At 67.9% G+C, this 26,126-nt stretch carries 27 protein-coding genes; 16 read left to right on the top strand and 11 right to left on the bottom strand.

Going from position 1 to position 26,126, the window contains the following annotated elements; genetic code table 11:
- The first annotated feature begins 109 nt into the window (after nucleotides 1-109).
- The 11 genes from AC5RW2_RS20460 to AC5RW2_RS20410 all read left to right on the top strand — a co-directional run bounded on the left by AC5RW2_RS20460 (nucleotide 110) and on the right by AC5RW2_RS20410 (nucleotide 7,430).
- Nucleotides 110-1,138, top strand: coding sequence for a beta-keto acid cleavage family enzyme (locus AC5RW2_RS20460; protein ID WP_494074412.1), 1,029 nt, complete (start codon nucleotides 110-112; stop codon nucleotides 1,136-1,138).
- A gap of 254 nt (nucleotides 1,139-1,392) precedes the next feature.
- Complete coding sequence (locus tag AC5RW2_RS20455) at nucleotides 1,393-1,533, top strand: hypothetical protein (protein ID WP_494074411.1); 141 nt, start codon at nucleotides 1,393-1,395, stop codon at nucleotides 1,531-1,533.
- A 497-nt stretch (nucleotides 1,534-2,030) separates the two neighbouring features.
- Nucleotides 2,031-2,399 (top strand): PH domain-containing protein, encoded by a 369-nt coding sequence (locus AC5RW2_RS20450; RefSeq protein WP_494074410.1) that lies wholly within the window; start codon nucleotides 2,031-2,033, stop codon nucleotides 2,397-2,399.
- A gap of 135 nt (nucleotides 2,400-2,534) precedes the next feature.
- Entirely contained in the window at nucleotides 2,535-2,876 is a 342-nt protein-coding gene (locus AC5RW2_RS20445; protein ID WP_494074409.1) for a hypothetical protein, read from the top strand.
- 506 nt (nucleotides 2,877-3,382) lie between these two features.
- On the top strand, nucleotides 3,383-4,153 hold the full coding sequence (locus tag AC5RW2_RS20440) for an MBL fold metallo-hydrolase (protein WP_494074408.1): 771 nt from the start codon (nucleotides 3,383-3,385) through the stop codon (nucleotides 4,151-4,153).
- 220 nt (nucleotides 4,154-4,373) lie between these two features.
- Nucleotides 4,374-4,940: a hypothetical protein gene (locus AC5RW2_RS20435; RefSeq protein WP_494074407.1), complete on the top strand. Its 567-nt coding sequence runs from the start codon at nucleotides 4,374-4,376 to the stop codon at nucleotides 4,938-4,940.
- Between the two features lie 47 nt (nucleotides 4,941-4,987).
- Nucleotides 4,988-5,527: an Asp23/Gls24 family envelope stress response protein gene (locus tag AC5RW2_RS20430; RefSeq protein ID WP_494074406.1), complete on the top strand. Its 540-nt coding sequence runs from the start codon at nucleotides 4,988-4,990 to the stop codon at nucleotides 5,525-5,527.
- A 31-nt stretch (nucleotides 5,528-5,558) separates the two neighbouring features.
- Nucleotides 5,559-5,750 (top strand): hypothetical protein, encoded by a 192-nt coding sequence (locus tag AC5RW2_RS20425; protein WP_494001991.1) that lies wholly within the window; start codon nucleotides 5,559-5,561, stop codon nucleotides 5,748-5,750.
- Complete coding sequence (locus AC5RW2_RS20420; RefSeq protein ID WP_494074405.1) at nucleotides 5,747-6,211, top strand: hypothetical protein; 465 nt, start codon at nucleotides 5,747-5,749, stop codon at nucleotides 6,209-6,211. Before AC5RW2_RS20425 ends, AC5RW2_RS20420 begins: the two co-directional genes overlap by 4 nt.
- On the top strand, nucleotides 6,208-6,822 hold the full coding sequence (locus tag AC5RW2_RS20415; protein ID WP_494074404.1) for a hypothetical protein: 615 nt from the start codon (nucleotides 6,208-6,210) through the stop codon (nucleotides 6,820-6,822). The genes AC5RW2_RS20420 and AC5RW2_RS20415 overlap by 4 nt, the downstream gene beginning before the upstream one ends.
- Nucleotides 6,819-7,430, top strand: a complete 612-nt coding sequence (locus AC5RW2_RS20410; protein WP_494074403.1) for a hypothetical protein — start codon at nucleotides 6,819-6,821, stop codon at nucleotides 7,428-7,430. Before AC5RW2_RS20415 ends, AC5RW2_RS20410 begins: the two co-directional genes overlap by 4 nt.
- Here AC5RW2_RS20410 and AC5RW2_RS20405 read toward each other — a convergent pair.
- A complete protein-coding gene (locus tag AC5RW2_RS20405; protein WP_494074402.1) occupies nucleotides 7,427-9,280 on the bottom strand; it encodes a glycoside hydrolase family 13 protein in 1,854 nt (617 codons plus the stop codon). The two genes, AC5RW2_RS20410 and AC5RW2_RS20405, sit on opposite strands and share 4 nt — an antisense overlap.
- Before the next feature lie 242 nt (nucleotides 9,281-9,522).
- Here AC5RW2_RS20405 and AC5RW2_RS20400 point away from each other — a divergent pair, with 242 nt between their 5' ends.
- From AC5RW2_RS20400 to AC5RW2_RS20385, 4 genes are all read left to right on the top strand, one after another.
- Nucleotides 9,523-10,872, top strand: a complete 1,350-nt coding sequence (locus AC5RW2_RS20400; RefSeq protein WP_494074401.1) for an ABC transporter substrate-binding protein — start codon at nucleotides 9,523-9,525, stop codon at nucleotides 10,870-10,872.
- Nucleotides 10,873-10,969: 97 nt separating this feature from the next.
- On the top strand, nucleotides 10,970-11,935 hold the full coding sequence (locus AC5RW2_RS20395; RefSeq protein WP_494001997.1) for a carbohydrate ABC transporter permease: 966 nt from the start codon (nucleotides 10,970-10,972) through the stop codon (nucleotides 11,933-11,935).
- The gene (locus AC5RW2_RS20390) at nucleotides 11,932-12,888 is read left to right on the top strand and encodes a carbohydrate ABC transporter permease (RefSeq protein ID WP_493977240.1); all 957 of its coding nucleotides are present in this window, start codon (nucleotides 11,932-11,934) and stop codon (nucleotides 12,886-12,888) included. The genes AC5RW2_RS20395 and AC5RW2_RS20390 overlap by 4 nt, the downstream gene beginning before the upstream one ends.
- Nucleotides 12,889-12,895: 7 nt before the next feature.
- Nucleotides 12,896-13,906: a LacI family DNA-binding transcriptional regulator gene (locus tag AC5RW2_RS20385; RefSeq protein ID WP_494049113.1), complete on the top strand. Its 1,011-nt coding sequence runs from the start codon at nucleotides 12,896-12,898 to the stop codon at nucleotides 13,904-13,906.
- A gap of 25 nt (nucleotides 13,907-13,931) precedes the next feature.
- On the opposite strand, the gene AC5RW2_RS20380 is transcribed toward AC5RW2_RS20385, so the two are convergent.
- Together AC5RW2_RS20380 and AC5RW2_RS20375 are read right to left on the bottom strand one after the other, a co-directional pair.
- The gene (locus tag AC5RW2_RS20380) at nucleotides 13,932-14,756 is read right to left on the bottom strand and encodes a DUF8083 family protein (protein WP_494002000.1); all 825 of its coding nucleotides are present in this window, start codon (nucleotides 14,754-14,756) and stop codon (nucleotides 13,932-13,934) included.
- A gap of 1 nt (nucleotide 14,757) precedes the next feature.
- Nucleotides 14,758-15,561 carry an exodeoxyribonuclease III gene (locus AC5RW2_RS20375; RefSeq protein ID WP_494074400.1) on the bottom strand — a complete coding sequence of 268 codons (804 nt, stop codon included), beginning with the start codon at nucleotides 15,559-15,561 and terminating at the stop codon, nucleotides 14,758-14,760.
- A 189-nt stretch (nucleotides 15,562-15,750) separates the two neighbouring features.
- On the opposite strand from AC5RW2_RS20375, the gene AC5RW2_RS20370 reads away from it, so the two are divergent.
- Entirely contained in the window at nucleotides 15,751-16,353 is a 603-nt protein-coding gene (locus AC5RW2_RS20370; protein ID WP_494074399.1) for a uracil-DNA glycosylase family protein, read from the top strand.
- Between the two features lie 129 nt (nucleotides 16,354-16,482).
- Here AC5RW2_RS20370 and nadE read toward each other — a convergent pair whose 3' ends face one another.
- The 8 genes from nadE to AC5RW2_RS20330 form a co-directional block, all read right to left on the bottom strand.
- The gene (gene nadE / locus AC5RW2_RS20365) at nucleotides 16,483-17,307 is read right to left on the bottom strand and encodes an NAD(+) synthase (protein WP_494013323.1); all 825 of its coding nucleotides are present in this window, start codon (nucleotides 17,305-17,307) and stop codon (nucleotides 16,483-16,485) included.
- 373 nt (nucleotides 17,308-17,680) lie between these two features.
- On the bottom strand, nucleotides 17,681-18,676 hold the full coding sequence (locus tag AC5RW2_RS20360) for a sugar phosphate isomerase/epimerase family protein (RefSeq protein WP_494023881.1): 996 nt from the start codon (nucleotides 18,674-18,676) through the stop codon (nucleotides 17,681-17,683).
- The gene (locus tag AC5RW2_RS20355; RefSeq protein WP_494074398.1) at nucleotides 18,666-19,859 is read right to left on the bottom strand and encodes a Gfo/Idh/MocA family protein; all 1,194 of its coding nucleotides are present in this window, start codon (nucleotides 19,857-19,859) and stop codon (nucleotides 18,666-18,668) included. The genes AC5RW2_RS20360 and AC5RW2_RS20355 overlap by 11 nt, the downstream gene beginning before the upstream one ends.
- Nucleotides 19,860-19,945: 86 nt before the next feature.
- Nucleotides 19,946-20,794 (bottom strand): sugar phosphate isomerase/epimerase family protein, encoded by an 849-nt coding sequence (locus AC5RW2_RS20350; protein ID WP_494074397.1) that lies wholly within the window; start codon nucleotides 20,792-20,794, stop codon nucleotides 19,946-19,948.
- A gap of 202 nt (nucleotides 20,795-20,996) precedes the next feature.
- The gene (locus AC5RW2_RS20345; protein WP_494074396.1) at nucleotides 20,997-22,232 is read right to left on the bottom strand and encodes a substrate-binding domain-containing protein; all 1,236 of its coding nucleotides are present in this window, start codon (nucleotides 22,230-22,232) and stop codon (nucleotides 20,997-20,999) included.
- Nucleotide 22,233: 1 nt separating this feature from the next.
- Nucleotides 22,234-23,340: an ABC transporter permease gene (locus AC5RW2_RS20340; protein ID WP_494074395.1), complete on the bottom strand. Its 1,107-nt coding sequence runs from the start codon at nucleotides 23,338-23,340 to the stop codon at nucleotides 22,234-22,236.
- A complete protein-coding gene (locus tag AC5RW2_RS20335; RefSeq protein WP_494074394.1) occupies nucleotides 23,337-24,386 on the bottom strand; it encodes an ABC transporter permease in 1,050 nt (349 codons plus the stop codon). The genes AC5RW2_RS20340 and AC5RW2_RS20335 overlap by 4 nt, the downstream gene beginning before the upstream one ends.
- Nucleotides 24,383-26,101: a sugar ABC transporter ATP-binding protein gene (locus AC5RW2_RS20330; protein ID WP_494074393.1), complete on the bottom strand. Its 1,719-nt coding sequence runs from the start codon at nucleotides 26,099-26,101 to the stop codon at nucleotides 24,383-24,385. Before AC5RW2_RS20330 ends, AC5RW2_RS20335 begins: the two co-directional genes overlap by 4 nt.
- Between the last annotated feature and the right edge of the window lie 25 nt (nucleotides 26,102-26,126).

Genomic DNA, 26,126 nt, shown 5'->3' with positions numbered 1-26,126 from the left:
CCCACACTCATTAATTAATGTTCAATAAAGAGCAGTCGGGACGTATACGGGAACCTGTGTGGAGGTTCTCCGGTGCGTCCCACTTCAGAGAAGAAACCAAAGGAGCATCATGACGAACATCGATTGGAACCGGGTTTCCAAGGGCGTAGCCAGGGAGAACCAGAAGATGATCTGGCGCCCGTACGGCATCCCGACCGTGATGGACTTGGAGAGTACGTGCTACCACGACGCTCCGATCTCGGAGCCGTGGGAGGAGATCCCGGAGCAGATGATCGTGTCAGTGGCGATCACGGGGGCCTTCTTCCGTCACGACCAGAACCCGAACCAGCCCATCACCCCCGATGAGATTCTGGCATCGGCACGGGAAGTCGCAGCTGCCGGGGCCAGCGCGATCCACATCCACGTCAGGGATGAGGATGGCTACAACGTGCTTTCTCCGGAGCGGTTCGAGGCCGTCATTGCGCCGCTGCACGAGGAATTCCCCGAAGTTCCCGTGGACGCCTGCTTGGTTCCGGCTCTGGACGGCGAGTGGGAGAAGATGCAGCAAGTCCTGGAGTCCGGGCTGCTGGACGCCGCTCCGATCAACAGTACCGCCACCTACGTGGGTGATTCTCTGTTCGTGAAACCGACCCCGATCCTGCTGGAGAAGACCCGCAAGATTCTGGAGGCCGGTTCGGTTCCGGAGATCGCGGTCTACACGGATGCGGATGTCTCCAACGCCGACCGGTACCTGTTTAAGTCTGGGCTCATCAAGAGCGGCGCCGTATGGCTGGTCCTGCCGGCGCTGCCGGGCTGCAGCCCGATGGAGAACCCGCGACAGATGGTGGCAGGCTTGACTCGAACCGTCGAAGCCATCCGCGATGTCGACCCCGAGGCGGTCATCATGGTGTGTGCCGCGGGTCGGGCCTCGACTCACCTGGCGACTCTGGCCGCTCTGATGGGTCTGCACATCCGGGTCGGCATGGAGGACACGTACTTCAAGTGGCCCCACCGCGATGACCGGATCAGCAGCAACCTCGAGGCATTCCGGCTCGCCCAGCAGCTGGCCGAGGTCGTCGGTCGCCGGGTCGCCACTCCCGCGGAAACCCGCGCCATCATGGGTCTGAAGTCCCGCGAGGCAGTCTCGACGACCAGCTGACGTCCTTCTCAGGAATCGTGCAGGTCGGCTGAATGCCGGCCTGCACGACATTTAACTGATCGAACCTGAAGAACGTTTGCGCAGGAACCGTTCAGCTGTACATCTGCGAGAAGATGCCAGAACTATCCGCAGCGCTTCATCGTCAGTAGCGCAGCCTCACGAGGATCGTGGCTGCGGGACCCCGTTATCTAGACGACGGCGGCTGCATCTCACTCACCTAGGCGGCTCGCGGCGCCCGTTGCAGCAAATGCCGGGTGCCCGTCCGGGCCCGGATTCTGGCCGCGCCGGCCGAGGAAACCACCGCAATGCTGGACGAGGGTGTGGTGGCTGGGCCAGAGCAGATCGACCTGTTCATAATCCTCGACGCCAACTACCCCTTCGATACCGGGGCTTGACCCCGTTACTGGACAGGGAAACCGGCACCGCATTCCATCCGGGGCTGCGCGTGCCCTTGCTGCCTCCCGCTAACCCACTGCCAGGGCCCACTGCCCCAACTCCCAGCCCGGGCCTCCCTTTAGAAGGAAGCACCATAGAGTCATGGCGACAGGCGATACCTCAAATGCCATGACATGAGGAGTACGAATCAGAGATGGTGCTAGGGGGTTTAGCCAAGCATGCAATCCCGTCGCTTTGCCCGCCCTCAGCAACGTGTCATGTATGCCGGGATGGCCTATTCAGCAGAGCGTGTATGAAGCTAGCGAGGTATCCAGAGAGGCACCCCTTCGGAGCCAACGAAGAAGAAGGCCCAGGTAAGTGGGCGGGGGTGCCGGTAGGCGGATGCCTGCCAACGGTTCCCGGAAACAGGAACAGAAACTACCGGAAAGCGGATGCCTGCCGATAGTTCCCGGTAACAGGACAGGAAGCACGTCGCCGTACCCGCGAAAGGACCAGCATGAGCCAGATCGTCCATGACCGCTCCGAGCAGTTGGCTCTCATCCAGCAGGGGCTGCTGGAAGGAGAGACCGTCTTTGCCGTCTACGACTGCATCGGTGTTGGCACCGGTTTTGTCGGTATTACGGACAAGCGCGTGATCATCCAGGACAAGAGCTTTGTCGGCGGCAAGATGGCAATCACCTCGGTGCCGTACAAAAACATCCGTTCCGTCTCGATGGTGTCGAACAAGTCGATGCTCGGGAAGTTCGCCTCCACGTCCTCGATCGCCATCAACACCGGCGGCGGCGTGCAGCAGGCTGACTTCCGCGGCGACGAAAAGGCCAGGCACGCCCACGACCTGATCCTTTGGAACATGCTCCGGGCCTGACCCCCGGCCGCTAAGGCTACCTGGATCGAAAGCCACACCTTTAGACAACGGCATCGCCGTATCGGCAGTACCTTCTGCGGATACGGCGATGTAACTGCATAGTGATTGCCTGCGACGGCAGAAACGTTGGGGGATATGAAGACAATCCCGGGCTGGCGGAACGCCTGCCTGTCCGTACTCACTGCTGTGTCCATGCTGCTCGGCGGGCTTGTGGCCGCACCGGCTGCCGCGGCCTACACCCCAGAGCATCCGGGGTCAGTGAAGGAAGCGATTCACGCCCTCAAAATCACGGGGAACATTCTGCCCGGGTCCGAAGTACAGCTGAATCTCGGCGAGTTAGTCACTGCCGACGACTATGGGGTCGACTGGTGGCTGAACGGAACACTGCGGAAATCCGACGAATGGGACGACCATGTTGGCGGCACCTTCCGGTTCACCATTCCCGCCGGTACCTCCGGCAAGAGGCTCCGTGACTGACAGCGTTGCCTGCTGCGGGAGCGGACCTGCCTTCGCTGCTGTGACGAGAGTAGGAGCCCGTCCCTCCGTGCTAAAGGGGCGGGCTCCCGGCCGAGCGTCTAGAGCATACCCCGAGTGAGGTTGCGGAGTCCTAGATGGTAAGGGTGCGGGAGTCGCAGTCTTCGATTACCTTTTCGTCGAAGGAGCCGACGCCCTTAAGGCGCGCACATTCTTTGACCAAACGCGCGCCTGAGACTGTCGTCCAACCCCGCATCTATTCCGCAGATTCGATGACAACCGATGAAAGAGGAAAACAGCAGAAAACGGCTCTGACTACGGGTGATAGAAGATGCTGGTATCCCGCAGAAACCTCCGATAGAGCCGTACTCTTACTCGAAAGGTCACCGGATCGACGCCGGTCGGAGCCACCAGCAAAAACGAAGCCCCGCAGTCCTGGTTCAGGGTGCGGGGCTTCGTCGTGTCCGTCCGCTCTGTCCACCTCCGGCTTCGTCGGGCACCATGGGTGCATGAACGAAACCGCAATCACCCACATTGGCGGTCCGACAGCCTTGCTGGAGTTCGGTGGCTGGATGTTCCTGACCGACCCCACCTTTGATGAACCCGGCGAGTACCCGGCAACAGCCGGAACGCTGGTGAAAACCTCCGGGCCCGCCGTCCACGTCGCAGACCTGCCGGTGGTGGACGCCATCCTCCTCTCGCACGACCAGCACGCGGACAACCTGGATAAATCCGGCCGGCGCCTGGTGGAATCCGGCGACGCCAAGGTACTAGGCACCCTGGAGTCAGCGGACCGGCTCGCGACGGTTACCGGGATGGCCCCGTGGGAGCGGACAGTTTTCGAGGCCGCCGATCGGCCCACTGTCACGGTCACCGCCGTCCCGGCCCGGCACGGACCGGAAGGATGCGAACCGGTGACCGGCACCGTGACCGGATTCGTACTAACAGGGTTCGACCTCCCGACTGTTTACATCAGCGGCGACAACGCCTCGCTGGACGTGGTCGACGCCGTCGGGGCACGTTTCGCGCCGATCGCCACGGCGGTGCTCTTCGCCGGAGCCGCCCGGGTGGGAGCCTTCGACAATGCCCCGCTCACCCTCACCGCCGACGCCGCGGTCGAGGCGGCGCGCACACTGGACGGGGCCACCGTCGTGCCGGTCCACGCCGAGGGCTGGAAGCACTTCAGCGAAGGCCACGAAGAACTCCGCGCCCGGTTCTCCGCCAACGGGCTCGAAGACCGGCTCCGCATCCCCACCCCGGGGCGGAAACTGGCCCTGTAGCTGACACGGGCTGCCGGTCCGCCGGCCAGTTGGACGCACCGCCGAACTGGTCGCCGAACTTATCGAGTCGACCACCGACAAGCCGGTCCACCGCCCGCGGCGGCCGCTCCCGGCTCCCAGTGTCCACTCAGGGTCACTGGCCTACCATGGAAGGGATTTCCCGTGCCGCCTGCACCTGATGAGGCACCGGACCAGGGGGACGATTGGAGCGAGGAGCATCGTGCAGGCCCTTTTGAAGGCGACGGCCGTCGGCATGGCAACCGCCGTCCTGCTGACGTCCTGCAGCGACGCGAGCCGAACGTCGGAATCAGCGACGACGGCGCCCGCCCCCATCGCTTTGGACGACACCGAAGCGACGGCGCCCGCGGAAACCCCCCCCGCATCTGTCCCCGCCACCGATCGACCGGCCACGTCGCCGCCCGGCCAGCCGCCGACGTCGGACTCGGCTGGCCCCCTTGACGGGAGCGGGGGATCCGGAGGAGGCGCCGCTGACTGGGGCAGCTATAAGAGCCGGGACCACGCCTGCGCCGCCGTGGCCGCAAACGTCGCCTCCCTGCTGCTGGTCCCGCTCGGCTTCATGACCGGCGTGGAGGACTCCGACCTGGAGGCGCTGCAGGATGAGCTGGACGAATTCAGCCGCGACGTTCCGCCGCGGCTGGGGGACCACCTGGACAGGGTGGAGGACCAACTGGATCACGCGTCAGCAACCGGCCGCTTCGACGCTGCCGGGTTTGCCCGGGCCCTGCAACCGGTGAAGGACTGGCTGTCCGAACACTGCGGGGAATGAGGCGTTAGGCTTGCCCTGAGAGTCATCACAGCGTCAGGGGAGAACAGATGCACAACGAGGATCGGCCGGCTGCCCCGTCCGCGGGCGAATCGCCCGGGGCACACCCGGTGACCGCCCCTGTCGGCGTCCCGGGCGCGCCGGCGCCGGCCCCGGCAGCGGTTGACCCGCATCAGCCTGCAGGCCTTGGCATCCCGGACGCCCCCGGACGCACCACCATCTCCGAAGCCGCCGTGGCAAAGGTCGCGGCCGTCGCCGCCCGCTCCGTCCCGGGGGTCTACGCGCTGGGCAGCGGCACGGCACGGGCGCTGAGTGCGCTGCGGGATGTCGTGGGCGGCAGCGACGCCGGCCAGGGCGTACACGTGGAGGTCGGCCAGACGCAGGTTGCCGTGGACATCAGCCTCGTGGCCGTTTACGGCAAGCCGCTGCAGGAGTTGGCGGGCGCCGTGCGCGCGGCGGTGTACACCGCCGTCGGGCAATTGGTGGGGCTGGACGTGATCGAGGTGAACGTGGAGATCAACGACGTCCACGTGCCCGGCCTGGACGCCAAGGCTCCGGCGGAGAAGCCGGCGCGGCAGGCGGCCCAGTAACCGGATGTTCGGGACGGCGAGAGGAACAAGGATGAGCTACACGGTAGTCGGCATGGGCGTCGGCGCGGTGCTGGCGTGGGCCGCGCTGGTGTTTAACTTCTGGGGCTTCCTGCTGATGGCGGTCTTCCTGATGGTGGGGGCGTTGCTGGGCCGCGCCGCGGAGGGCAAGCTTGACTGGCGCAGCATCCGGGATGCGCTGACCGGACGCCGCTCGTCTTCATGACGGAACCCGTTGTGGACGCGGACGAACTGCCTCCCCGCCCGGAAGGACCGCCGCCGGCCGGGCGGCCGGACGGACCGCCCCCGGCGTCGCTCCCCGCCGCGCCGCCCGGGCAACACTATGCCGGACATACCCGGGTCAGCACGCAGGCGTTGACCAGCACCGCGCAGGGGGTTGCGGCGGAGGTGCTGGGCATTTCACCTTCCCTCGTCCGTGCGACGTGGCGGGACGATGCCGGTTCCCTCGCGTTGTACCTGGCCCTTCCCGTCGGCATTCCCTCGCTGAACCGGGTAGTGCGGGACCCGCACCTGGTGGACGGCTTTGGCGGATCGGTCTGGGACCGGGCGCACGCCGCCAAGGGAGCCATCCTGGAGAAGATCTCCTGGATCAGCGGTTCGAGGTTGAGCCGGGTGGACATCAGGGTCACCGGCATCCGCGTGCAGGAAGGAGGCCGGGTCCGGTGAGCACCGACGTCAAAACCGGCGGGGGGCCGGCTGACCTGCGCCCGGGCGACGAGCGCCTGGCGAGCCGGGAACTGCGCAGTTCCCGCGCCATCGCCGCGGTGATCGCCGCCGTCCTCGTCGGGCTGGCCTGCCTCTACCTGCTGCTCGAAGCGGCGCTGAAGGCGATCGGGCAGCGCCCGTGGCTGGCCACACCGGAAGAGATGGCGGGCTGGATCCACCAACTGCCGGGAAACGTCGCGCCGACCGTCCTGGGCGCCTCCGGAGCGCTCATACTGTTCCTCGGTCTGCTCTTCTTCCTGCAGGGCGTGCTCCCCGGACACCTGCACCGGCACCGCATTCCCGGCCGCCGCGGCGTCGTCGTGGTGGACGATGAGGTCATCGCCGCCTCGCTGGCGCGACGCGCGCGCATCGAGGCGCAGGTGACGCGCGAGCAGGTGCTGGTGGTCGTCTCGCGCGGGCTGGTGGATGTCCGGCTCCGGCCAACCTCCGGCCAGCCGGTGGATTCCGACGCCGTCCAAACCGCGGTGGAAGACGAGGTCCGCAGGGCGCGCATCAGCCCGATTCCGCAGGTGCGCGTGTTCGTTTCCAGTTCGGGGGTGGTGGGACAGTGAACCAAACGCCCCGGACATTAAACCGCATCCTGATCACCCTTTTGGGGCTGCTGCTCATGCTGGCCGGCGGCACCGCGCTGGCGCTGGCGCTGGTTCCCGCGCTCGCCGGCCGGTGGCAGGCCGCCACGGAGCAAGCCGGCGCCAACCTGCGGACGGTTTTGGACGCCACCACCCTGCCCGGCCAGCGGGACAGCTGGCTGTGGATTGTGGTGGCGCTGGTGCTGCTCCTGATGGTGCTGCTGATGATCGCGTGGGCCGCTCAGCAGGGCAAGGGCCGCACCGGTACCATCGCCGCGGATTACGACGGGGCGGGCGACCCCGGCGCCGTCTGGCTCAGTGCCGCCGTGGCCGAGCAGGCGCTGCGCGATGCGCTGCGGGAACGCGACAACATCCTGCAGGCAACGGTCACCGCCTACGACTACGAGGGCGGCGGCGGCCTGCGCGTCCGGGTGGCTCCGCGCCTCGGGGTGTCCCCGCAGGCCGTGGCGGACGAAGTCTCCGACCTCGTGGAGGCGCTGGACCTGACCGTCGGATTCAGCTTCCCGGTGGTCATCCACCTGGTGGCCGGCGCGCGCTCGCGGCTGGTCCGCGCCGACCGCGTCCGCTAGCCTGACTGCCCGTCGGCGGCAGTGGCAAGCCAGACGGCCCCGTTGGGCTGCAGCATCCCGTCGGAGACTGCTCCCTCCTGCGACTCCAGCACCAGGGAGGCGCCGTCGGGCAGCCGGGCGGCGGAACTGCCCATGTTGGCCAGTACCTGCAGTGTCCCGTTGCGGTAGCTCAGGATCCCAGATCCCGGATTATGCTCCGCGGCCCATTCCAGGCTGCCGTGGCCCAGCTTCTGTTCCGCCCGCAGGCGCAGCGCCGCCCGATACAGCTCGTAGGTGGAAGCGGCTACTCCCACCTGCCGATCCACCGCATAGCGCGCAAAGCTCTCGGGCTGCGGCAACCACGGTTCATGCTGGGTGGAGCCCCACCCGTAGCCGTGCGCCTCCGCGCGCCAGGGGATCGGCACCCGGCAGCCGTCGCGGCCACGCTCTTCGCCGCCGGTGCGGAAGAACGCGGGGTCCTGGCGCACCTCGGCCGGCAGGGCGGTGTGCTCCGGAAGGCCCAGCTCATCGCCCTGGTAGAGGTAGGCGGAGCCGGGCAGCGCAAGCATCACCAGCGCCGCGGCACGGCCGCGCGCGTGGCCGAGTTCCTCATCGGGCTGTTCGTCGCCGGGGCCAATGCCCTTGGGGTAGGTGGTGGGATCCGCCAACCCGTACCGGGAGCTGTGGCGGACAGTGTCGTGATTGGACAGCACCCAGGTGCTTGGCGCACCCACCGATGATGCAGCGGCGAGCGAATCGTCGATGCTGCGGGCCATCCGTCGGGCATCCCAGCCGGCGAGCAGGAAGTCGAAGTTGAAGGCCTGCTGCATCTCGTCGGGCCGGACGTAGGCAAAAAGCCGCTCGGCGGGCTCGACCCAGGCCTCGGCGACCAGCATGCGGTCGCCGTCATACTCGGCCAGGACCTTGTGCCATTCCCGGTAGATCTCGTGCACGCCGTCCTGGTCGAAGTAGGGCGGGGTCTCCGGATGCAGGCGCTCCTCCTCCCGGGCAACTGCCTGCTGTGCCGCCGCTTCGCGGGCATCCGCCGCGGCGGGTTCCAGCACCTGTTCCTCGGACGCACGGGCATCGGGGGTGGGCGAGGCGCCCGCGGGCCGGCCGACCGCCGTTTCGTCACCGTCGGGCAGTGCGTCGTCGCCCGGGAGCCGCTCGCTGCCGGCCACCATCGAGGTCTTGGCCGCCCAATCCGGCAGGCCCTCGGCCTTGACCAGGCCATGGGCCACGTCAATCCGGAAGCCGTCCACGCCGCGGTCCAGCCAGAACCGCAGGACGGAGACCATTTCGGCCCGGACTTCGGGGTTCTCCCAGTTCAGGTCCGGCTGCGAGGAGTCGAACAGGTGCAGGTACCACTGCCCGGGCGTGCCGTCGGGTTCGGTGATCCGGGTCCAGGCATCGCCGCCGAACACCGACTGCCAGTTGTTGGGCGGCTCGTCACCGTCCGGGCCCTTGCCGTCCCGGAAAATGTAGCGGGCACGTTCGGGCGATCCGGCCTCGGAGGCCAGCGCGTCCACGAACCATTCGTGCCGGTCGGACGTGTGGTTCGGCACCAGATCGACAATCACCCGCAGGCCCAGCTCGTGGGCGCGTGCCAGCAACGAGTCAAAGTCGTCCAGGCTGCCGAACAGCGGGTCGACGTCGCGGTAGTCCGCCACGTCGTAGCCGGCATCGTTTTGCGGGGAGACGTAGAAGGGCGACAGCCAGATGGCGTCCACCCCCAGGTTCTTTAGGTAAGGGATCTTGGCGCTGATTCCGGCCAGGTCGCCCATTCCGTCGCCGTTGTGGTCGGCGAAGGAGCGCGGATAGATCTGGTAGATGACGGCGTCGCGCCACCAGGGAGCGTTTGCTGCGGTCATTGGCTCTCCTCGATTCGGGGGGTCAGGACCACTTCCAGCCTAATGATCTTTGAGGCCGAACAGACAGCGCGGGCCGCGGATGCGGCGCACATCACGATTCGGCATCGAACGCCACCGCCTCGAAAATGTGCCTTGCGACACACTGTGTAAGCGTTTACGTTACGAGTTATCAGATGGGTACTTGGTGGGTTCTTCCTGACCAGCTCAGCTCTGTCGGGGCCACCGGACAAAGGAGTCACAACATGCACTATGCACGCTCCAGAAAGGCCGCCCTGCCGGTGGCCGCGCTCGGCGCCATGGCACTGACACTGTCCGCCTGCGGGGGAGGAACAGAATCCGAAGAGTCGCCGGCGCCCGCCGCAGACTGCGCCCCCTATGAGGCCTACGGCACCTTCGACGGCGCCGAGGTCAGCGTCTACTCGACCATCACCGATGCCGAGCAGGATCTGCTGGAGAATTCCTGGGTGGACTTTGAGGAGTGCACCGGGATCGACGTGGTGTACGAGGGGTCCAACGAGTTCGAGACGCAGATCGGTGTCCGCGCCCAGGCGGGCAATCCGCCGGACGTGGCGATCTTCCCGCAGCCCGGACTGCTGGCCGCCCAGGCCCAGGCCGGCTACCTGAAGCCTGCGCCCCAGGAGGTGTCCGACCTGGTCGACGAGAACTGGTCCGAGGACTGGAAGACCTACGGCACCGTGGACGGCACCTTCTACGCTGCCCCCATGCTGGCCAGCGTGAAGGGCTACGTCTGGTACGTTCCGGCCACGTTCAAGGAGAAGGGCTGGGAAGTTCCGAAGACCTGGGACGAGATGATGGAACTCACCCAGACCATCGCCGACGAGGGCACCATGAAGCCGTGGTGCGCAGGGTTCGAGTCCGGCGAGGCCACGGGCTGGCCGGGCACCGACTGGATCGAGGACGCGCTGCTGCGCCAGGCCGGACCGGATGTTTACGACCAGTGGGTCAACCACGAGATCCCGTTCAACGATCCGCAGGTGGCCGAGGCCTTCGACGCCGTCGGCGACATCCTGAAGAACGAGGACTACGTCAACGGCGGCATCGGCGACGTCCGCTCGATCATCTCCACCTCGGTGGACGACGGCGGCATCCCGGTGATCGACGGCACCTGCGCCATGCACCACCAGGCCACGTTCCAGGCGGCCAACTGGCCGGAAGGCACCAACGTGGCCGAGGACGGCGACGTCTGGGCGTTCATCACTCCCGGCCAGGAGGCCGGCGCCAGCGCCATCACCGGTGGCGGCGAGTTCGTGGCAGCCTACACCGAAAGCGATGAGGTCTCGGCCTACCTGCAGTTCATGGCCTCGGCCGAGTTCGCCAACAACCGCGTGAAGCAGGGCGCCGCGATCAGCGCCAACAAGGGCCTCGACCCGGCGCTGGCCGCCAGCGACCTGGACCGCCAGTCCATCGAACTGCTGCAGTCGGAGGACACCACCTTCCGGTTCGACGGATCGGACCTGATGCCGGGCGCGGTCGGCGCCAACTCCTTCTGGAGCGGCATCGTGGAGTGGATCAACGGCAAGTCGACGCAAGAGGTCGTGGATTCCATCGAGGCCAGCTGGCCCAAGGACTAGGCAGCCGCCGGCAGCCCGGCCGCACCGCCTGCGACCCAATGCAGGCGGTGCGGCCGGGCACGGCCTGTCCCTTCCACGCACCAAGGAGGTAAGTGCCATGGAGGACGTTGGCGAGAAGCTCGTGCAGGTGGCGATCGCATTGGCGGTCTTCGCCGCGATCATCGCCCTGATCATGCTGTTGGTGGACCGGGCGCCGAAGTCGTTCCGCGATAAGGCGACGATCATCGGGTTCCTGGCCCCCGCCGTCGTGCTCCTCACCATTGGGTTGGTGTGGCCGGCCATCCAGACCACGTACCTGGCGTTCACGGACCGCACCGGAACGCCGAACGGCCTGGACAACTTTGTGTGGATGTTCACCCAGCCCGAAGCGCTGGTTACGCTGCGCAACACGCTGCTGTGGGTGATCCTGGTGCCGCTGCTGTCGACCGGCATCGGCCTGGCTTACGCGGTGTTCATCGACCGGGCGCGCGGCGAGAAGGCGCTCAAGGCGCTGGTGTTCATGCCGATGGCCATCTCCATGGTGGGCGCCGGCGTGATCTGGAAATTCATGTACACGTACCGCGGCGGCGAACGCGAACAGATCGGCCTGCTGAACCAGGTGTTGGTGTGGTTTGGCGGCGAACCCAAGCAGTTCCTGCTGGACGCGCCGGAGAACACGTTCTTCCTGATCGCGGTCATGGTCTGGATCCAGACCGGCTTCGCCATGGTGATCCTCTCCGCGGCGATCAAGGGCATCCCCACCGAAATCGTCGAGGCCGCCCGGCTGGACGGGGCCAGCGCCTGGCAGCAGTTCCGTTCCATCACCATCCCGTCCATCCGGGGGGCACTGATCGTGGTGGTCACCACCATCACGATCGGCACGCTGAAGGTCTTCGACATCGTGCGGACCATGACCGCCGGAAACTTCGAAACCTCGGTGGTGGCCAACGAGATGTACACCCAGGCGTTCCGCGCCAACGAACCCGGACGCGGCGCCGCGCTGGCCTTGATTCTGTTCCTGATGGTGCTGCCGATCGTCGTCTACAACGCCCGGCAGCTGAAGAAGCAGAGGGAAATCCGATGAGCGCAACGCCTGCCATCCCCACCGCTCCCGACGCCGTCCTGGCCAGCACCACCGAACAGCAGATCCCGATCACCCGGCGGGTCAAGCAGCGCCTGACCTCGCGCGGAGCCACCGCGGCAGCGATCATCATCGCCGTTATCTGGACCGTGCCGACCTTCGGCCTGTTCATTTCCTCGCTGCGCCCGGAAGACAACATCCAGGCCAACGGCTGGTGGAACATCCTGGGCGACCTGCAGTTCACCACCGAGAACTACACCGACGTGCTGGCCTCCAAGGGCGGGTCCGCGTCCAACCTGGGGCAGTACTTTATCAACTCGCTGGCGATCGTCATCCCGGGAACCCTGATCCCCCTGGTGATCGCCTCGATGGCGGCCTACGTTTTCGCCTGGGGCAGGTTCCGCGGCAAGGACACCTTGTTCATTGTGGTGTTCGCGCTGCAGATCGTGCCGCTGCAGATGGCGCTGATCCCGCTGCTCTCGCTGTTCATCAACCTCAAGATCGGCGAGTTCCAGCTGCTGCCGGCCGGAACCTACGCCCAGCTGTGGATCGCGCACACCATCTTCGCGCTGCCGCTGGCCATCTTCCTGCTGCACAACTTCATCTCGGAAATCCCCGGTGAGGTCATCGAGGCGGCGCGGGTGGACGGCGCCGGGCACGCGACCATCTTCTGGCGGATCATCCTGCCGCTGTCCGTGCCGGCGATCGCCTCCTTCGGCATTTTCCAGTTCCTGTGGGTCTGGAACGACCTGCTGGTGGCCCTGGTGTTCTCCGGAGGCACCGCCGACGTCGCGCCGATCACCCAGCGGCTGGCCGAACTGACGGGCACCCGCGGCGACGAGTGGCACCGGTTGACCGCCGGCGCGTTCGTTTCCATGATCGTGCCGCTGGCGGTGTTCTTCGGCCTGCAGCGCTACTTTGTCCGCGGCCTGCTGGCTGGTGGCCTCAAGGGGTGAGCGCGCCGTGACCGGGATCGATGACGTCGCGCGGGCCGCCGGCGTCTCGACCGCAACGGTTTCCCGTGCCTTGCGCGGATTGTCCGGGGTCTCCACGGCTACCCGCGACCGCGTGCTGGCGACCGCCGACTCGCTGGGCTACGTGCCGTCGTCGTCGGCGGCCCACTTGGCCTCGGGCCGCACGAGGGCCATGGGCGTGCTGCTGCCGGTGATCGACCGGTGGTACTTCGCGTCCGCGCTGGAAGGCGTGGACCGGGTGTTGCGGGCGGCCGGCTACGACCTGGTCGTGTTCAGTCTGGGCGGCACCGGCACCAACCGCGAACGGGTGTTCCACCGGTCCATGCTGCGCAAGCGGATCGACGCGCTGTTGGTGATGTGCATGGAGCTGACCGCGGACGAACTGGCGGCGCTGCAGGCGCTGGAGTATCCGAACGTGATCGTCGGCGGGCAGGTGGACGGTTTGCGCAGCGTGAGCGTGGATGACACCGCCGCGGCCGCCGAGGCGGTCGAGCATCTCATCGGGCTCGGGCACACGCGGATCGCGCACCTGCAGGGCGGCGGCGCCTACGGGATTGACTTCGACGTACCGCGCCGCCGCGAGCTGGCCTTCCGGGACACGATGGCCCGGCACGGGCTGCGGGTACGGCCGGAATGGCTGGCCATGGGCGACTTCCGGTTCTCCGGCGGCAGGACTGCCGCCGGCGCGCTCCTCGACACACCCGGGGAACGGCCGACGGCGATCTTCGCCTCCGCGGACGAGATGGCCTTCGGCGCCCTGAGGGCCGCGCAGGAGCGCGGGCTGCGGGTGCCCGAGGACGTCTCCGTCGTGGGCATCGACGACCACGAGTTCGCCGAGCCGATGGGGCTGACCACCGTCCGGCAACGGCCGGACCAACAGGGGGCCTACGCGGCCCGGCTGCTGCTGGCCGAACTGCAAGGGAAGGCGCGGCTGGACGTGCCGCGGGTCCAGCCCCACGAACTGGTGGTCCGGGCCTCGACCGCCCCGCCGTCGTCGTGATTGCCGGGAGGCTCCGGGCCGGCGGTCAGGACGCGCGGGCGAGCTGGCGGATCTTGATCCAGCGGCCGGCGAGGCGGCGGTACGCGGCGGCGGCTCCGGTCATGTCGCCGTCGGCCAGCGATTCGATGCCGGCGTGCACGTCCGAGGGCGATTCGTCCGGGTAGACCAGCTCGGCCACGCGGCCGTAATCCAGCTCCACAATGCCGTCCGCCGTGAAGGTTTCCAGCCACTCGGTCAGCTCGGTCAGTTCTTCCAGCAGGTCCAGGCCCGGGGCGGCGAGGGCCAGGGAAGCCGCCGCGTAGCGGGCCCGGTCGATGCACTGCGGGACCGGGGCGGCCAGGCGGACCGTCTGCAGCGTGTGGTCGCTCTCCACCTTTTCGGTGTGGTCGTCCTCGCGGAACAGCACAAACCAGCCGAACGGGATGCCCCAGGTGGAGCTGCGCGTGTGCAGCTTGGCCAGGGCGTCCACAAAGTTGTCCGGGTCCAGCCGGGACTGCTGGGCGTCCCTCGCCGCTTCGGGCACCAGCAGCCCCAGCAGCGGATCGCGCAGGCTGCTGGAGAGCGATTCCGCGGCCAGGGTGCTGCGGACGGCCAGCTGGTTGGGGCAGTACCGCGGCGTGGTGATGCCCTCGGGCGTCGGATAGTGGAGGACCCGGATCAAGTCGTCGCTGGAGTGCGGAAACGGGTCCGACACGGTGCGGGTAATCCGGCGCAGCGAGTCACCGCGGTCCAGGTCCTCCGTGACGTCCCTGCCCCGGCCGCGCTGGCTCATGATGAGCAGCTGCTGGTCGTCGTCGAACACATCCAGTGGTTCGAAGACCCGCAGGTAGGAGACGTACGGGAACTTCATCTCAGTCCAGCTCCGCGATGACCGGCGCGTGGTCCGAGGCGCCCTTGCCCTTGCGCTCTTCGCGGTCGATCATCGCCCCGGTGACGCGGGAGGCCAGCGCGGGGGAGCCGAGGATGAAGTCGATGCGCATGCCTTCCTTCTTGGGGAAGCGCAGCTGCGTGTAGTCCCAGTAGGTGTAGACGCCGGGCCCGGGGGTGTGCGGGCGGACGACGTCGACGAATCCGGCCTCTTCGAACGCGCGGAAGGCGGCGCGCTCGGGTTCGGTCACGTGCGTCGCGTTCTGCGCGCGGAACCAATCGATGTCCCACACGTCGTCGTCGGTGGGAGCGATGTTCCAGTCGCCCATCAGTGCGACGGGGAGCGTCGGGTCCGCCTGGATCCAGCCGGCGGCCTCTTCCTTGAGGGCCTTGAGCCAGTTCAACTTGTAGGGCATGTGGGGATCGTCGACCGTGCGGCCGTTGGGGACATACAGGCTCCACACGCGCACGCCGCCGCAGGTCGCCCCGATGGCACGGGCCTCGGCGGCGGTGGTGTCCTCGGTCTTGCCGAAGTGCGGCTGCCCGTCGAACGTCCGTTCCACGTCATCCAGGCCCACCCGCGAGGCGATGGCCACGCCGTTCCACTGGTTCAGGCCAAAGTGCGCCACCTCGTAGCCGTTCTTCTCGAACAGGTCCCACGGGAAGTTCTCATCCTTGGCTTTGGTCTCCTGGATGGCCAGCACATCCACGTCGGAGCGCTGCAGCCAGGACTCAACGCGGTCGGCGCGGGCACGGATCGAGTTCACATTCCAGGTAGCAATCTTCACAACAGCTACGTTACCCAACGGCGGCAGGCTGTGCTCGCCGCTCGGGCGGCTGGGCCCGCCGCTCGGGGTGGCTGGGCTCGCTGCTGGGTGGCTGGGATTACCGCCCGGGGCGGCGGAGCTCGCGGCTGGGCGGCTGGGATGGCCGTCGGATCCCTCACGGCCCCATGGCTTGAGGGGTATGTTGGTTAAATGTTTGCTGATAAGCCGCAGTCTTTAGCAGATCCACTCGAACGGCAGCGGCGGCAAGCCATGCTGTCATCCGAGCCGGCCATACAGAAGCTTGAGGAATGGCGGGACGCCTACGCGCGGACCCGCACCGAACCCGTCCCGCATTTTGACCCGGCGGATGCGGGCGTTGAGGCGCGGGTGCTCTTTCTGCTCGACAGCCCGGGAAGCCAGACGTTCACCGCTGAGGGGCCGGGATTCGTGTCGGTAGACAACCCCGACCAGGCGGCCGAGCGGTGCTGGAACGAACGCCAGGAAGCGGAGCTGCACGAGGGGGTTCTCCTCTGGAATACGGTGCCGTTTTTCCTTAACGGCGCCGAGCCGACTCCGGTCCAGACGATAGCCGGCGCCAAGGCGCTGAAGTCCGTCCTGGGGCTGCTGCCTCGGCTCCAAGCCGTCGTGCTGTGCGGGACGTTCACCAAAACTCAATGGGCGAAACACATGGGTGCGTTCACCCGCCCGACCGTCATCAAGGCGCCCAGCCCCGGTGGCAGGGCGATGATCAGCCGGAAAAACCAGGATGAGTTCCGCAAGGCAGTGATGCGGGCGAAGAGCCTGGTCGGCTGACGCTTCAGCCGCCCGAGCGGGTGGCAGATCCTCAGGCGGGCTGTGCTTCACCCGCCTGGCCAGATGGCCAGATGGCGGTCAGCGGCAGGCCGGCCGGCCGCGCCTCGCCTGGCCGAGTGACGGTTCCGCCTAGCCCTGCCACCACTTGTCGAGGATGGACACCGGGGTGGTCCGCTTGTGCCGGGTCATCAAGTAGCGCTGCTCGATCTTTTCGGCGACCTCGTCGGGGATGGCGCGGCCCTCAAGGTAGTCGTCGATGTGGTCGTAGCTGATCCCCAGTTCGTCCTCGTCGGTGCGGCCGGGCGTGGTGTCCAACAGGTCTGCCGTCGGCACCTTGTGTGCCACCTGGTCGCTGGCACCAAGGTGCACCAACAATTGCCGGTTTTGCCGCTTGTTGAGTCCGAACAGGGGCAGCACGTCGGCGGCGCCGTCGCCGAATTTGGTGAAGAAGCCGGTCACCGACTCGGCGCCGTGGTCCGTGCCCAGCACCAGGTAGTTGTGCTGGCCGGCCAGCGCGTACTGGGCCATCATCCGGGCCCGGGCCTTGATGTTGCCCTTGTTGAAGTCGGTGATCTCTTCGCCGGTCGTCGTCGTGAATTCGGACTCGAAGCCGTCCACGGCCGACTTGATGTTGAACGTCCACGACGTTTTCGGCCGGATGAAATCCATGGCTGCCTGCGCGTCGGCTTCATCGTGCTGGACGCCGTACGGGAGGCGCACGGCCACGAAGGTGGCTTCGACGCCTTCTGCCTCGAGTTCGTCGACCGCCAGCTGGGCCAGCTTGCCGGCAAGGCTGGAGTCGACGCCGCCGCTGATGCCCAGCACAAAACCTTTGCTGCCGGTGGTCTTGAGGTACTCCTTGAGGAATCCGACGCGCCGTGCGACTTCTTGCGACGGGTCGATGGAGGGCTGGACGCCCATTTCGTCAATGATCGTGGCCTGGAGTTCGCGCATGGCCACAGCCTACTAAAGGTCCTGGCCAGCTGCAGGAGTTCGGCGGGCAGGTCCGCACGGCGCAGGCCAGAGGCCCCGGTTGTCCTTGTTTTGGGCGGCCGTTCGGCATCGCCGCAGGTCAGGGCCGTATCGGTTTACGGAACGTGGACAATTCCTGCAGAACTTGGACAGCCGGCGTGTTTCGGGCAGGCAGGACAGGTTCGGGGGGCAGGACTGGCAGCAGGCAGGAAGCACTTTCGCTCCCACGTCTTGGATGGATCTCCGGCATCGCCGCAGGTCAGGGGCTTAAGACCTCCCGAAACGTGGGAAGTTAGGCCCATACGTGGGAGCGTACCTGGGAGCGAACGGGTCGGCCACCGGTGCCCCACCGCCCCTACTGCTTGAACGCGGCGTCGAAGGAGGCCTGCGGCGGATCGAAGTCGAACCCCTTGAGGAACCGCAGGGCTTCCGGCGCCCCCTGCAGCCGGTCCATTCCGGCGTCTTCCCACTCCACCGAGATCGGCCCGTCGTAGCCGATCGCCGCCAGCGCCCGGAAGCTGGCCTCCCAGGGCACGTCGCCGCGCCCGGTGGAGACGAAGTCCCAGCCGCGCCGCGGGTCGCCCCACGGCAAATGCGATCCCAGCCGCGTGTTGCGACCGGTGATCCGCAGCTTCGTGTCCTTGCAGTCCACGTGGTAAATCCGGTCCTTGAAGTCCCAGATCAACGAGACCGGGTCGATGTCCTGCCACATCATGTGGCTGGGATCCCAGTTGATGCCGAACGCCTCGCGGTGCCCCAAGGCCTCCAGTGCCCGCACGGTCGACCAGTAGTCGTAGGCGATCTCGGAGGGGTGGATCTCGTGCGCGAACCGGACCCCGCACTCGTCGAACACGTCCAGGATCGGGTTCCACCGGTCGGCGAAGTCCCGGTAGCCGCCCTCGATCACGTCCGCGGGCACCGGCGGAAACATCGCCACGTACTGCCAGATCGAAGACCCGGTGAATCCCACCACCGTCTTCACGCCGAGCCGCTGCGCCAGCCGCGCCGTGTGCTTCATCTCCTCGGCCGCCCGCGCCCGCACGCCCTCCGGCTCGCCGTCGCCCCACACGCGTTCGCCGACGATCGCCTGATGCCGGAAGTCGATCGGGTCGTCGCACACCGCCTGGCCCTTCAGGTGGTTGGAGATCGCCCATACCCGCAGGCCGTTGCGCTCCAGGATGCCGAGCCGGTCGGCGATGTAGTCGTCGTCGTCCCAGCGCCACGCATCGAGGTGGCCGCCGGACACCGCGATCTCCAGGCCGTCGTAGCCCCAGCCCGCGGCCAGTTCGGCCACCTTCTCCAGGGGCAGGTCCGCCCACTGGCCGGTGAACAGCGTGAAATTACGGGCCATCGGTTGCTCCTGCATAGTCGGCGCGGGTGTCGGTTTCGGCAAGGACGACGGCGGTGCCCGCCTGCCCGGCGCTGCGCACCATCGCGTCCAGCACCTTCTGCACGGCCAGGCCGTCCTCGAAGCTTGGGCTCGGTGCCCGGCCGGTTGCCACCGCGGCCAGGAAATCGGCGGCCTGGCTGGTGAACGTGTGGTCCCAGCCGAGCACGTGGCCCGGCGGCCACCAGGCCTGCAGGTACGGGTGCGTCTCCTCGGTGACCAAAATCCTCGCCGCGCCCGCGAGCCCCGGCGGGGCCCCGGCGTCGAAATAGGAGAGCTCGTTGAGCCGCTCCAGGTCGAAGCCCAGGTGCCCGGCGGACCCGTAGACCTCGATCCGCAGCGCGTTCTTGCGGCCCGCGGCCATCCGGCTGACCTCCAGGCTGGCCACCGCGCCGGAATCGAGCCGCAGGGTGGCCCACGCGGCGTCGTCGACCGTCACCGGTTCGGGGCCGCCCGGGCCCTGCCGGGTTTCGACGAACGTGTTGAGCGTGGCGGAGACCGACGTGACCCGCGCACCGAGCAGGAAGTGGATCTGGTCCACCGCGTGCGAAGCCAGGTCGCCGAGCGCCCCGGAGCCGGCGGTTTCGCGGCGGAGCCGCCAGGTCATGGGGGCGGTGTCGTCGGCCAGCCAGTCCTGAAGGTAGGCGACCCGCACCTGCCGCACGGCGCCGATCCTGCCCTCGGCGATCAATTGGCGCGCCAGGGCCAGCGCCGGCACCCGCCGGTAGTTGAAGCCGACCATCGACTGGACGCCGGCCGCCCCGGCGGCGCGGGCCGCGGCAGCCATGCGCTCGGCTTCGGCCACCGAGTTGGCCAGCGGCTTCTCCACCATCACGTGCTTGCCCGCCTGAAGCGCGGCGACGGCCAGGTCGGCATGCAGGTGGCCGGGGGTGCAGATGTCCACGATCTGCACATCGTCGCGCTCGAGCACGGCCCGCCAGTCCGTGGAGCCCTCCGCCCAGCCGTACCGGGCCGCGTCCGTGGCCACGCCGTCGGCATTCCGGCCGACCAGCACCCGCCGGGCCACCGCGGGCCCGCCGGGATAGAAGGCGGACACGTTGCGCCAGGCATTGGAGTGGGCCTTGCCCATGAAGGCATGCCCCAGCACCGCCACCCCCAGCGGCGGCGACTCCGGATTGGCGGTCATCGTCTTCTCCTTCGTGCTCGTCGGTCGGTGGTGCGGCGGGATGGGCTGCCCTCCGGGCCCGGGCTGCGCCTCGACGCGGGAACGGGTTAGAGGCTGCGCAGGAATGCCAGCCCGTCCTCTGCCAGTTGATCCTGGCTTGGTGCCAGCGGCCGCCAGATCGATGCGGCCGTCGCGATGGCCGCGTTCTCCGCGGTGAAACTCTCGATGTTCAACGGGCCGGCGTAGCCCACGTCGTCCAACGCCTTGACCAGCGCCGGCCAGTCGGTCTGGTCGCCGCCCGGCGCACCGCGGTCGTTGCCGCACACCTGCAGGTGGACCAGGTGTTCGCCGGCCGCACGGATGGCGGCGGCGCTGGAGCGTTCTTCGATGTTCAGGTGGTAGCTGTCCAGCGCCAACCCCACCCCGTGGCCGAGCAGCGGTCCCAGCGCGTCGAGCGCCTGTTCCACGGTGTTGACCAGCGAGGTCTCGTACCGGTTGAGCGGCTCGATTCCCAGTACGACGCCGGCCGCCTCGGCTTGGGCGGCCAGCGGCGCCAGGTTCTCCCGGAGCTGGCGGTACGCAGTGGCTCGGTCTTCGGCGTCGATCCGCCACACCCGCCCCGTGCTGGCGTAGAACGGACCGCACACCGCCGGCGCGCCGACGTCGTGTGCCAGGTCGATGCAGGCCGCCAGATAGTCCTGGGTTGCCTGCACCGACCCGGCGTCGGCCAGGACCAATTCGCGGCCGGGTGCCATGGCGCCCACGATGTAGGGCAACAGGTGCGTGGCCGCGAGGGCGTCCCGGGCGGCGCCGGCGGTAAAGTCGCCGACGTTCTCCAGCGGCAGTTCGACGCCGTCAAAGCCCATGCCGGCGATCTTCTCCAGCAGCCCGGGCAGCTGGGCGTCGCGCAGCGGCGACTGCCACACCCAGGTGTTGACGCCGATCGGCCGGTCCATTGATCCTTCTCCTTTGTCTGCCGCTGCTGGTGGGGACATCGTCCGGTCCGCGCTGCTGGTGGCAGCTCGCTCGTCCGGTGACCGCCGGACGCCGCGCCGCGGTCCCGCCCGGCTGACCGCCGGGGGGCCGGCGGTCACCTGTCCCCGCCGGAGTTGGCGGGCCGGCCGGGCACCCTCCCCGGGCCCGGCCGGCCCGCACGTTCTACGGAATCTGGCGTTCCTGCCAGACCTCGGGATAGCCGGGCAGGTCTTCCCCGCCGAACTTCGCGTAGTGGCCGTCCGGCATGCCGTCGTTGCGTTTCAGCCAGTCGTCCAGCTCGTCGGCAGGGATCGGAACCTGCGGCAGCACCCACTCGGCCGGGATTTCCTCGCCGGCGAAGATCTTCTGCACGGCCAGCAGCGGCGTGCGCCACTGGAAGTTGGAGTAGACCGGAGCCAGCGCGTCGATGCCGGTGTCCTTCCATTTGCGCAGGAAGCTCAGCTCATCTTCGCCGGTCATGACCGGCAGGTCCTTGCCGGCGTCCTCGAACGCTTCGATCGCCGCGACCGCGCCGTCGCCGGCGTCCATCCAGACACCCTGGACATCGCCGGTGGCGAGCTCGTCGGAGATGATCTTCTTGATCTCGGTCGGGTCGGCGCCGGTGAAGTAGTCGGTGGCTTCGATGCCGTTCTCCTTGAAGATCTTCTCGGCCGCCGCCCAGCGCTGTTCCAGCACATCCACGCCGGGCAGGATGCGCAGCGCCACCACCTTGTCGCCTTCCTGCAGCCGTTCGGAGAGGAAGTTGGCGGTGTCGATGCCCCAGGCGAAACCGCCGATCGGGTGGATGAACGTGGTGGCGCAGTCGGTCTCCACGCCGCGGTCGAACACCACCACGGGCTTGCCCGTGTCGCACGCCCGCTCCACCGCAGGCGTCAGCGCCGCAGTGGCGTTCGGCGAGATGACGAACGCGTCGCATTCGCCTTCGCTGATGAAGTAGTCGATGTCGGCAATTTGCGTGTTCGAGTCGTCCTGCGCGTCGCGGGTCTCCATTTCGGAGATGACCCCCTCGTCCTGCAGCACCTTCAACTGCTGGTTCATGGTGATCCAGCCAGTCTGCCGCCACGGGTTGGAGATCGACGCGTTGGCGAAGCAGACCTTCTTGGCGCCCTCGGAGGCGAACTTCTTGGTGTCGGTCATCTTGCCGTCGATGTACTGAAGCCACGGCTGCTCCGGGTCGCCCTCGAATTCGGCGGTCCGCTGTTCGAACTGCTCGTCGTAGACGGCCTGGTCGAACCATTCCGTGGAGGCCTCCGCAGTTTCCGCCGGTGACGGGCTGGCCGCGCCGCCGGGGCCGCCGGTCTCCTCGGTGATCGACGGATCGGTGGTACAGCCGGTCACGGCCATTAACGACGCGGCCGCTGTGAGCGCGACCGCGGTACTTAGACGTTTCCTCGTCATGTCAGTTCCCTCCCTTGTCGGTGCCCTCAGCGGGCTCTGGTGCCGCGATGATGTGTTGTTCGGACTGCGCGGCCGCAGAGCCCCCGCGCCGCTTGCGCTGCCACGACTGCGCGGCGGCAGCAACAGCGACGATGATGATGGCGCCCTGCACGGTGTCCCGCCAGGTGGATGCCACGCCCAGGAAATTCAGCAGCGTGAACAGCAACTCCAGGGCGAACGCTCCCGCCGCCGCAGAGAGCACCCAGCCACGGCCGCCGCCGAGCACCACCCCACCCAGTACGACGGCGGTGATCGCCGTGAACTCGTAGCCTTGGCCCACCGACGGATGGACCCCGGCATACCCGACCAGCAGGATCCCCGAGACGGTGGCGGCCAGCGACGACAGCATGAAGGCCCGCGTGCGCACCCACCAGACCCGGGCGCCGGTCAGGGCTGCGGCCACGTCGTTGTCGCCGACGGCGACCAGCGTGCGCCCGTAGGGCCGGCGCATCATCCAGACGGCGAGCACGGCGACGGCAGCTAGGATGATGACCGGGTAGGGGATGACGTCCAGCACCGGCACGTTGTCGATGCCGCCGCGGCCTATTTGCCGGAAACTGTCCGCCGGGTTGCCCTGGGCGGCGCCGCCGGTCCAGTTGAGCACCAGGCCCAGCAGCGCCAGCATCATGCCCAGGGTGACAATGAAGCTGGGGACCTTGAGCAGGGTGGTGATCAGCCCGTTGATCAGCCCGATGACCGCCCCGAGGACGAACATCAGCGCCAGCACGGGGATGACCTTGGCGTCGTCCTGGCCGATCAGGTTGCCGGCCACGATCACCTGCATGGTCACTACCGATCCCATGGACAGGTCGAACTCGCCGGAAACGATCACGAAGTACTGCCCGATGGCGGCGATCGCAATCGGGGCGGTCCGGCCTATGAAGCGAATGAAGGACCCGGGCTCGCCGAACGACGGGTTCAGGACGATGATGGCCACCAGCAGCGCGGCCAGGAGCACGAAGATGCCGCCGCCGGGAGTCCGCAGGCTGCGCAGGAAGCGCTGGCCGCGTCCGGCCCGGTTCTGCTGCAGCACCCTGCCGCCGGCCTCCGAATCCAGAACTGTGCTCATGCCTGCACCTCCTGCTGTTGGGCGCCGTGCCCGTAGCGCGGCGGCCGGGCGACGATGGTGCGGCGGGCATAGACGGCGACGGCGACCACGATCACCACGCCGCGGACCACGTCCTTCAGGAACGGGTTGACCTGGAGCACGGACATAATGTTGTCCAGCATCGCGAAGATCAGGACGCCGCCCAGGGTGCCGGTGACGGATCCCTTGCCGCCGGCCAGCAGCGTCCCGCCCAGGACGACGGCGGCGATCGAGAGCAGGTCGTAGCCGCCCTGCGAGCCCACGGTGGGGCTGCCGACGCCCAGCCGGCTGGCCAGCAGCAGCCCGGCCATGCCGGAGAGGGTGGAGCAGATGACGTGGGCGGTAATCACGGCGCCCGGGACGCGGATGCCGGACATCCGGGCCACGTTGCTGTCGCCGCCGACGGCATAGATGTGATGCCCCATGCGGGTGCGGTGCAGCATCAGCAGCACGAGGGCGGCGCAGGCGAGCATGATGAGGGTGGAGATCGGCACCGGCCCTATCCCGGTGGCGCCGATCAGCCGGAAGGAGAACGGGGTCTGGCCGAAACTGCCCTTGTAGTTGGTGCCCAGGTAGCCGCTGATCACCAGGCCCATGCCGAGCGTGGCGATGAACCCGTGCACCTTGAGGCCGGCAACAATCAGTCCGTTGACCAGACCGATGACGGCGGAGACACCCAGTGCCAGCAGCACGGCGGCCGGCACGTTTTCGCTCCGGTTGGCCATCACCCCGGCCGCTATCAGGCTGGCCAGACTGGTCACGTAGGGCACCGAGAGGTCCAAGCTGCCGACCAGGATCACCAGCGTCTGGCCGATGGCGATGAAGCCCAGCACGCTCGTACCGGTCAGGATGGCGGAGATGTTGCCCGGGCTGAAGAAGTTCCGGCCGGCGGTGGCCACCAGGATGCTGCCGGCGATCAGGGTCAGCAGGGCCACCAGGTACACGATCTGGGTGGAGGTCAGCCGCGCGAAGAATCCGCCGCCGACCCGTGCCCGCCGGGTGGGGACCGGGGTTTGCGTGGTCGTCATGGTGTCCCTCCCGTGGTGCCGCGGTCCTCCGCCACATGTGACCCGCCGCCGTGGCCTGCGTCCCCTAGGCGGGCGCCGTCGTCGTGCCCCGCGTCCGCAACGTGCCCCGCCACCGCGAGGTGATCGCCGCCGTCGTCGTCCGGAGCCGGCGGCATGCCATTGGAGGCCGTCCCCGGTACGCGCGCGCCGGTGGCCAGCCGCAGGATTTCCTCCTCGGTGGCGCCGGCCGGCAGTTCGCCGGCGATCTGCCCGTCGCGCATCACCAGGATCCGGTCGGACATCCCGATCACCTCGGGCAGTTCGCTGGAAACCATCAGGACGCCCTTCCCCTCGGCCGCCAGCTGGCGCATCAGCCGGTACACCGCGACCTTGGCCCCGACGTCGATGCCCCGGGTCGGTTCGTCCAGCAGCACCACGCCCGGGGACACCGCCAGCCACTTGGCCAGCACGATCTTTTGCTGGTTGCCGCCGGAGAGGTACTGCACCTCCTGGTCCAGGTCCCGGGCGACGACTTCCAGCGCGCTGAAGGAGCCGGCGACGGCGCGGCGTACGGTCGCGGTGCGCTTGGGGAACACGGCGCGGACCACGCCCAGCGCATTGTCCAGCAGGGACTGGTTCAGGCTCAGGCCCTGCGCCTTGCGGTCCTCGGTGATCAGCGCGATGCCGTGCCGCACCGCCTGGCGGGGAGAATGCGGACGGACCGGACGGCCCGCCAGCTGCATGCTGCCGCGGTTGAACGGCGCGGCGCCGAAGATCGCCTGCAACAGTTCGGTGCGGCCGGACCCCTGCAGGCCGGCGACGCCGACGATCTCGCCGGGCATCAGGCGCAGGCTGATGCCGTCCAGCTGGTCGTTGCCGGCGTCGGCGAGTTCGAGCAGCGGGGCATTGCGGTCGGTGCTCTGTGCCGCGGGCGCGGGCGGGAGCTTGTCCGGGAAGTACGCGGAGATGGGGCGGCCGACCATCATCCGGACCAGCGAGGCATCATCGAGTTCGGCGGCCGGTTTGGTACCCACGACCCGCCCGTCTTTGAGCACGGTGATGGTTTGGCAGAGGTCGAAGACCTCGCGCAGCCGGTGCGAGACGTAGAGGATGCCGGTGCCGCGTTCGGCCAGTCTCCCCACGATCCCGTACAACAGGGACACTTCCGGCCCGGACAACGCGGCGGTCGGCTCGTCCATGGAGATGATCCGGGCCTCGTAGCTGACGGCTTTGGCGATCTCGACGATCTGCTGCTCGGCCACGGAGAGCGATCGGACCAGCGCCGTGGGCCGGATGGAGCCGATGCCCAGCGACTCCAGCAGTTCCGCGGTGGCGGCGTTCATCTTGGCCCGGTTGACCAGCAGGCCCTTGCGGGGCTCGCGGCCCAGGTAGATGTTCTCCGCCACCGTGCGGTCCGGCAGCAGGTTGAATTCCTGAAAGACGGTGGACAGCCCGGCTTCGTGTGCCTGGGTGGGATGGCTGAACTGGACGCTTTCGCCGTCCAGGAGCACAGTTCCCGAGTCCCGCTGGTACACGCCCGCCAGGATCTTCATCAGCGTGGACTTTCCTGCGCCGTTCTCCCCGACGACGCCGTGGACCTCGCCGGCGTGCAGCGTCAGTGACGCGTCCTGCAGCACGGGATTGCCGAAGAAGCTCTTGGTCAGGCCGCGGACCTCGAGAACGGGTTTCCCCCGTCCGGCGCCGCTGTCGGCCACGGTGTTGCTCGTCTGCTCCACCCACCCACTGTGGCACGCGTCACAT

It is taken from the genome of Arthrobacter sp. B0316-1-20 (genome assembly GCF_059091865.1).
This window is presented reverse-complemented; position numbering and strand designations above follow the sequence as displayed.

Excerpts from the sequence above, each read along its gene's own strand:
- AC5RW2_RS20460 (WP_494074412.1), top strand. The coding sequence starts at position 110 with ATGACGAACATCGATTGGAACCGGGTTTCCAAGGGCGTAGCCAGGGAG.
- AC5RW2_RS20450 (WP_494074410.1), top strand. The coding sequence starts at position 2,031 with ATGAGCCAGATCGTCCATGACCGCTCCGAGCAGTTGGCTCTCATCCAG.
- AC5RW2_RS20445 (WP_494074409.1), top strand. The coding sequence starts at position 2,535 with ATGAAGACAATCCCGGGCTGGCGGAACGCCTGCCTGTCCGTACTCACT.
- AC5RW2_RS20440 (WP_494074408.1), top strand. The coding sequence starts at position 3,383 with ATGAACGAAACCGCAATCACCCACATTGGCGGTCCGACAGCCTTGCTG.
- AC5RW2_RS20430 (WP_494074406.1), top strand. The coding sequence starts at position 4,988 with ATGCACAACGAGGATCGGCCGGCTGCCCCGTCCGCGGGCGAATCGCCC.
- AC5RW2_RS20425 (WP_494001991.1), top strand. The coding sequence starts at position 5,559 with ATGAGCTACACGGTAGTCGGCATGGGCGTCGGCGCGGTGCTGGCGTGG.
- AC5RW2_RS20420 (WP_494074405.1), top strand. The coding sequence starts at position 5,747 with ATGACGGAACCCGTTGTGGACGCGGACGAACTGCCTCCCCGCCCGGAA.
- AC5RW2_RS20405 (WP_494074402.1), bottom strand. The coding sequence starts at position 9,280 with ATGACCGCAGCAAACGCTCCCTGGTGGCGCGACGCCGTCATCTACCAG.
- AC5RW2_RS20400 (WP_494074401.1), top strand. The coding sequence starts at position 9,523 with ATGCACTATGCACGCTCCAGAAAGGCCGCCCTGCCGGTGGCCGCGCTC.
- AC5RW2_RS20395 (WP_494001997.1), top strand. The coding sequence starts at position 10,970 with ATGGAGGACGTTGGCGAGAAGCTCGTGCAGGTGGCGATCGCATTGGCG.
- AC5RW2_RS20390 (WP_493977240.1), top strand. The coding sequence starts at position 11,932 with ATGAGCGCAACGCCTGCCATCCCCACCGCTCCCGACGCCGTCCTGGCC.
- AC5RW2_RS20380 (WP_494002000.1), bottom strand. The coding sequence starts at position 14,756 with ATGAAGTTCCCGTACGTCTCCTACCTGCGGGTCTTCGAACCACTGGAT.
- AC5RW2_RS20370 (WP_494074399.1), top strand. The coding sequence starts at position 15,751 with ATGTTTGCTGATAAGCCGCAGTCTTTAGCAGATCCACTCGAACGGCAG.
- nadE (WP_494013323.1), bottom strand. The coding sequence starts at position 17,307 with ATGCGCGAACTCCAGGCCACGATCATTGACGAAATGGGCGTCCAGCCC.
- AC5RW2_RS20360 (WP_494023881.1), bottom strand. The coding sequence starts at position 18,676 with ATGGCCCGTAATTTCACGCTGTTCACCGGCCAGTGGGCGGACCTGCCC.
- AC5RW2_RS20355 (WP_494074398.1), bottom strand. The coding sequence starts at position 19,859 with ATGACCGCCAATCCGGAGTCGCCGCCGCTGGGGGTGGCGGTGCTGGGG.
- AC5RW2_RS20350 (WP_494074397.1), bottom strand. The coding sequence starts at position 20,794 with ATGGACCGGCCGATCGGCGTCAACACCTGGGTGTGGCAGTCGCCGCTG.
- AC5RW2_RS20345 (WP_494074396.1), bottom strand. The coding sequence starts at position 22,232 with ATGACGAGGAAACGTCTAAGTACCGCGGTCGCGCTCACAGCGGCCGCG.
- AC5RW2_RS20340 (WP_494074395.1), bottom strand. The coding sequence starts at position 23,340 with ATGAGCACAGTTCTGGATTCGGAGGCCGGCGGCAGGGTGCTGCAGCAG.
- AC5RW2_RS20335 (WP_494074394.1), bottom strand. The coding sequence starts at position 24,386 with ATGACGACCACGCAAACCCCGGTCCCCACCCGGCGGGCACGGGTCGGC.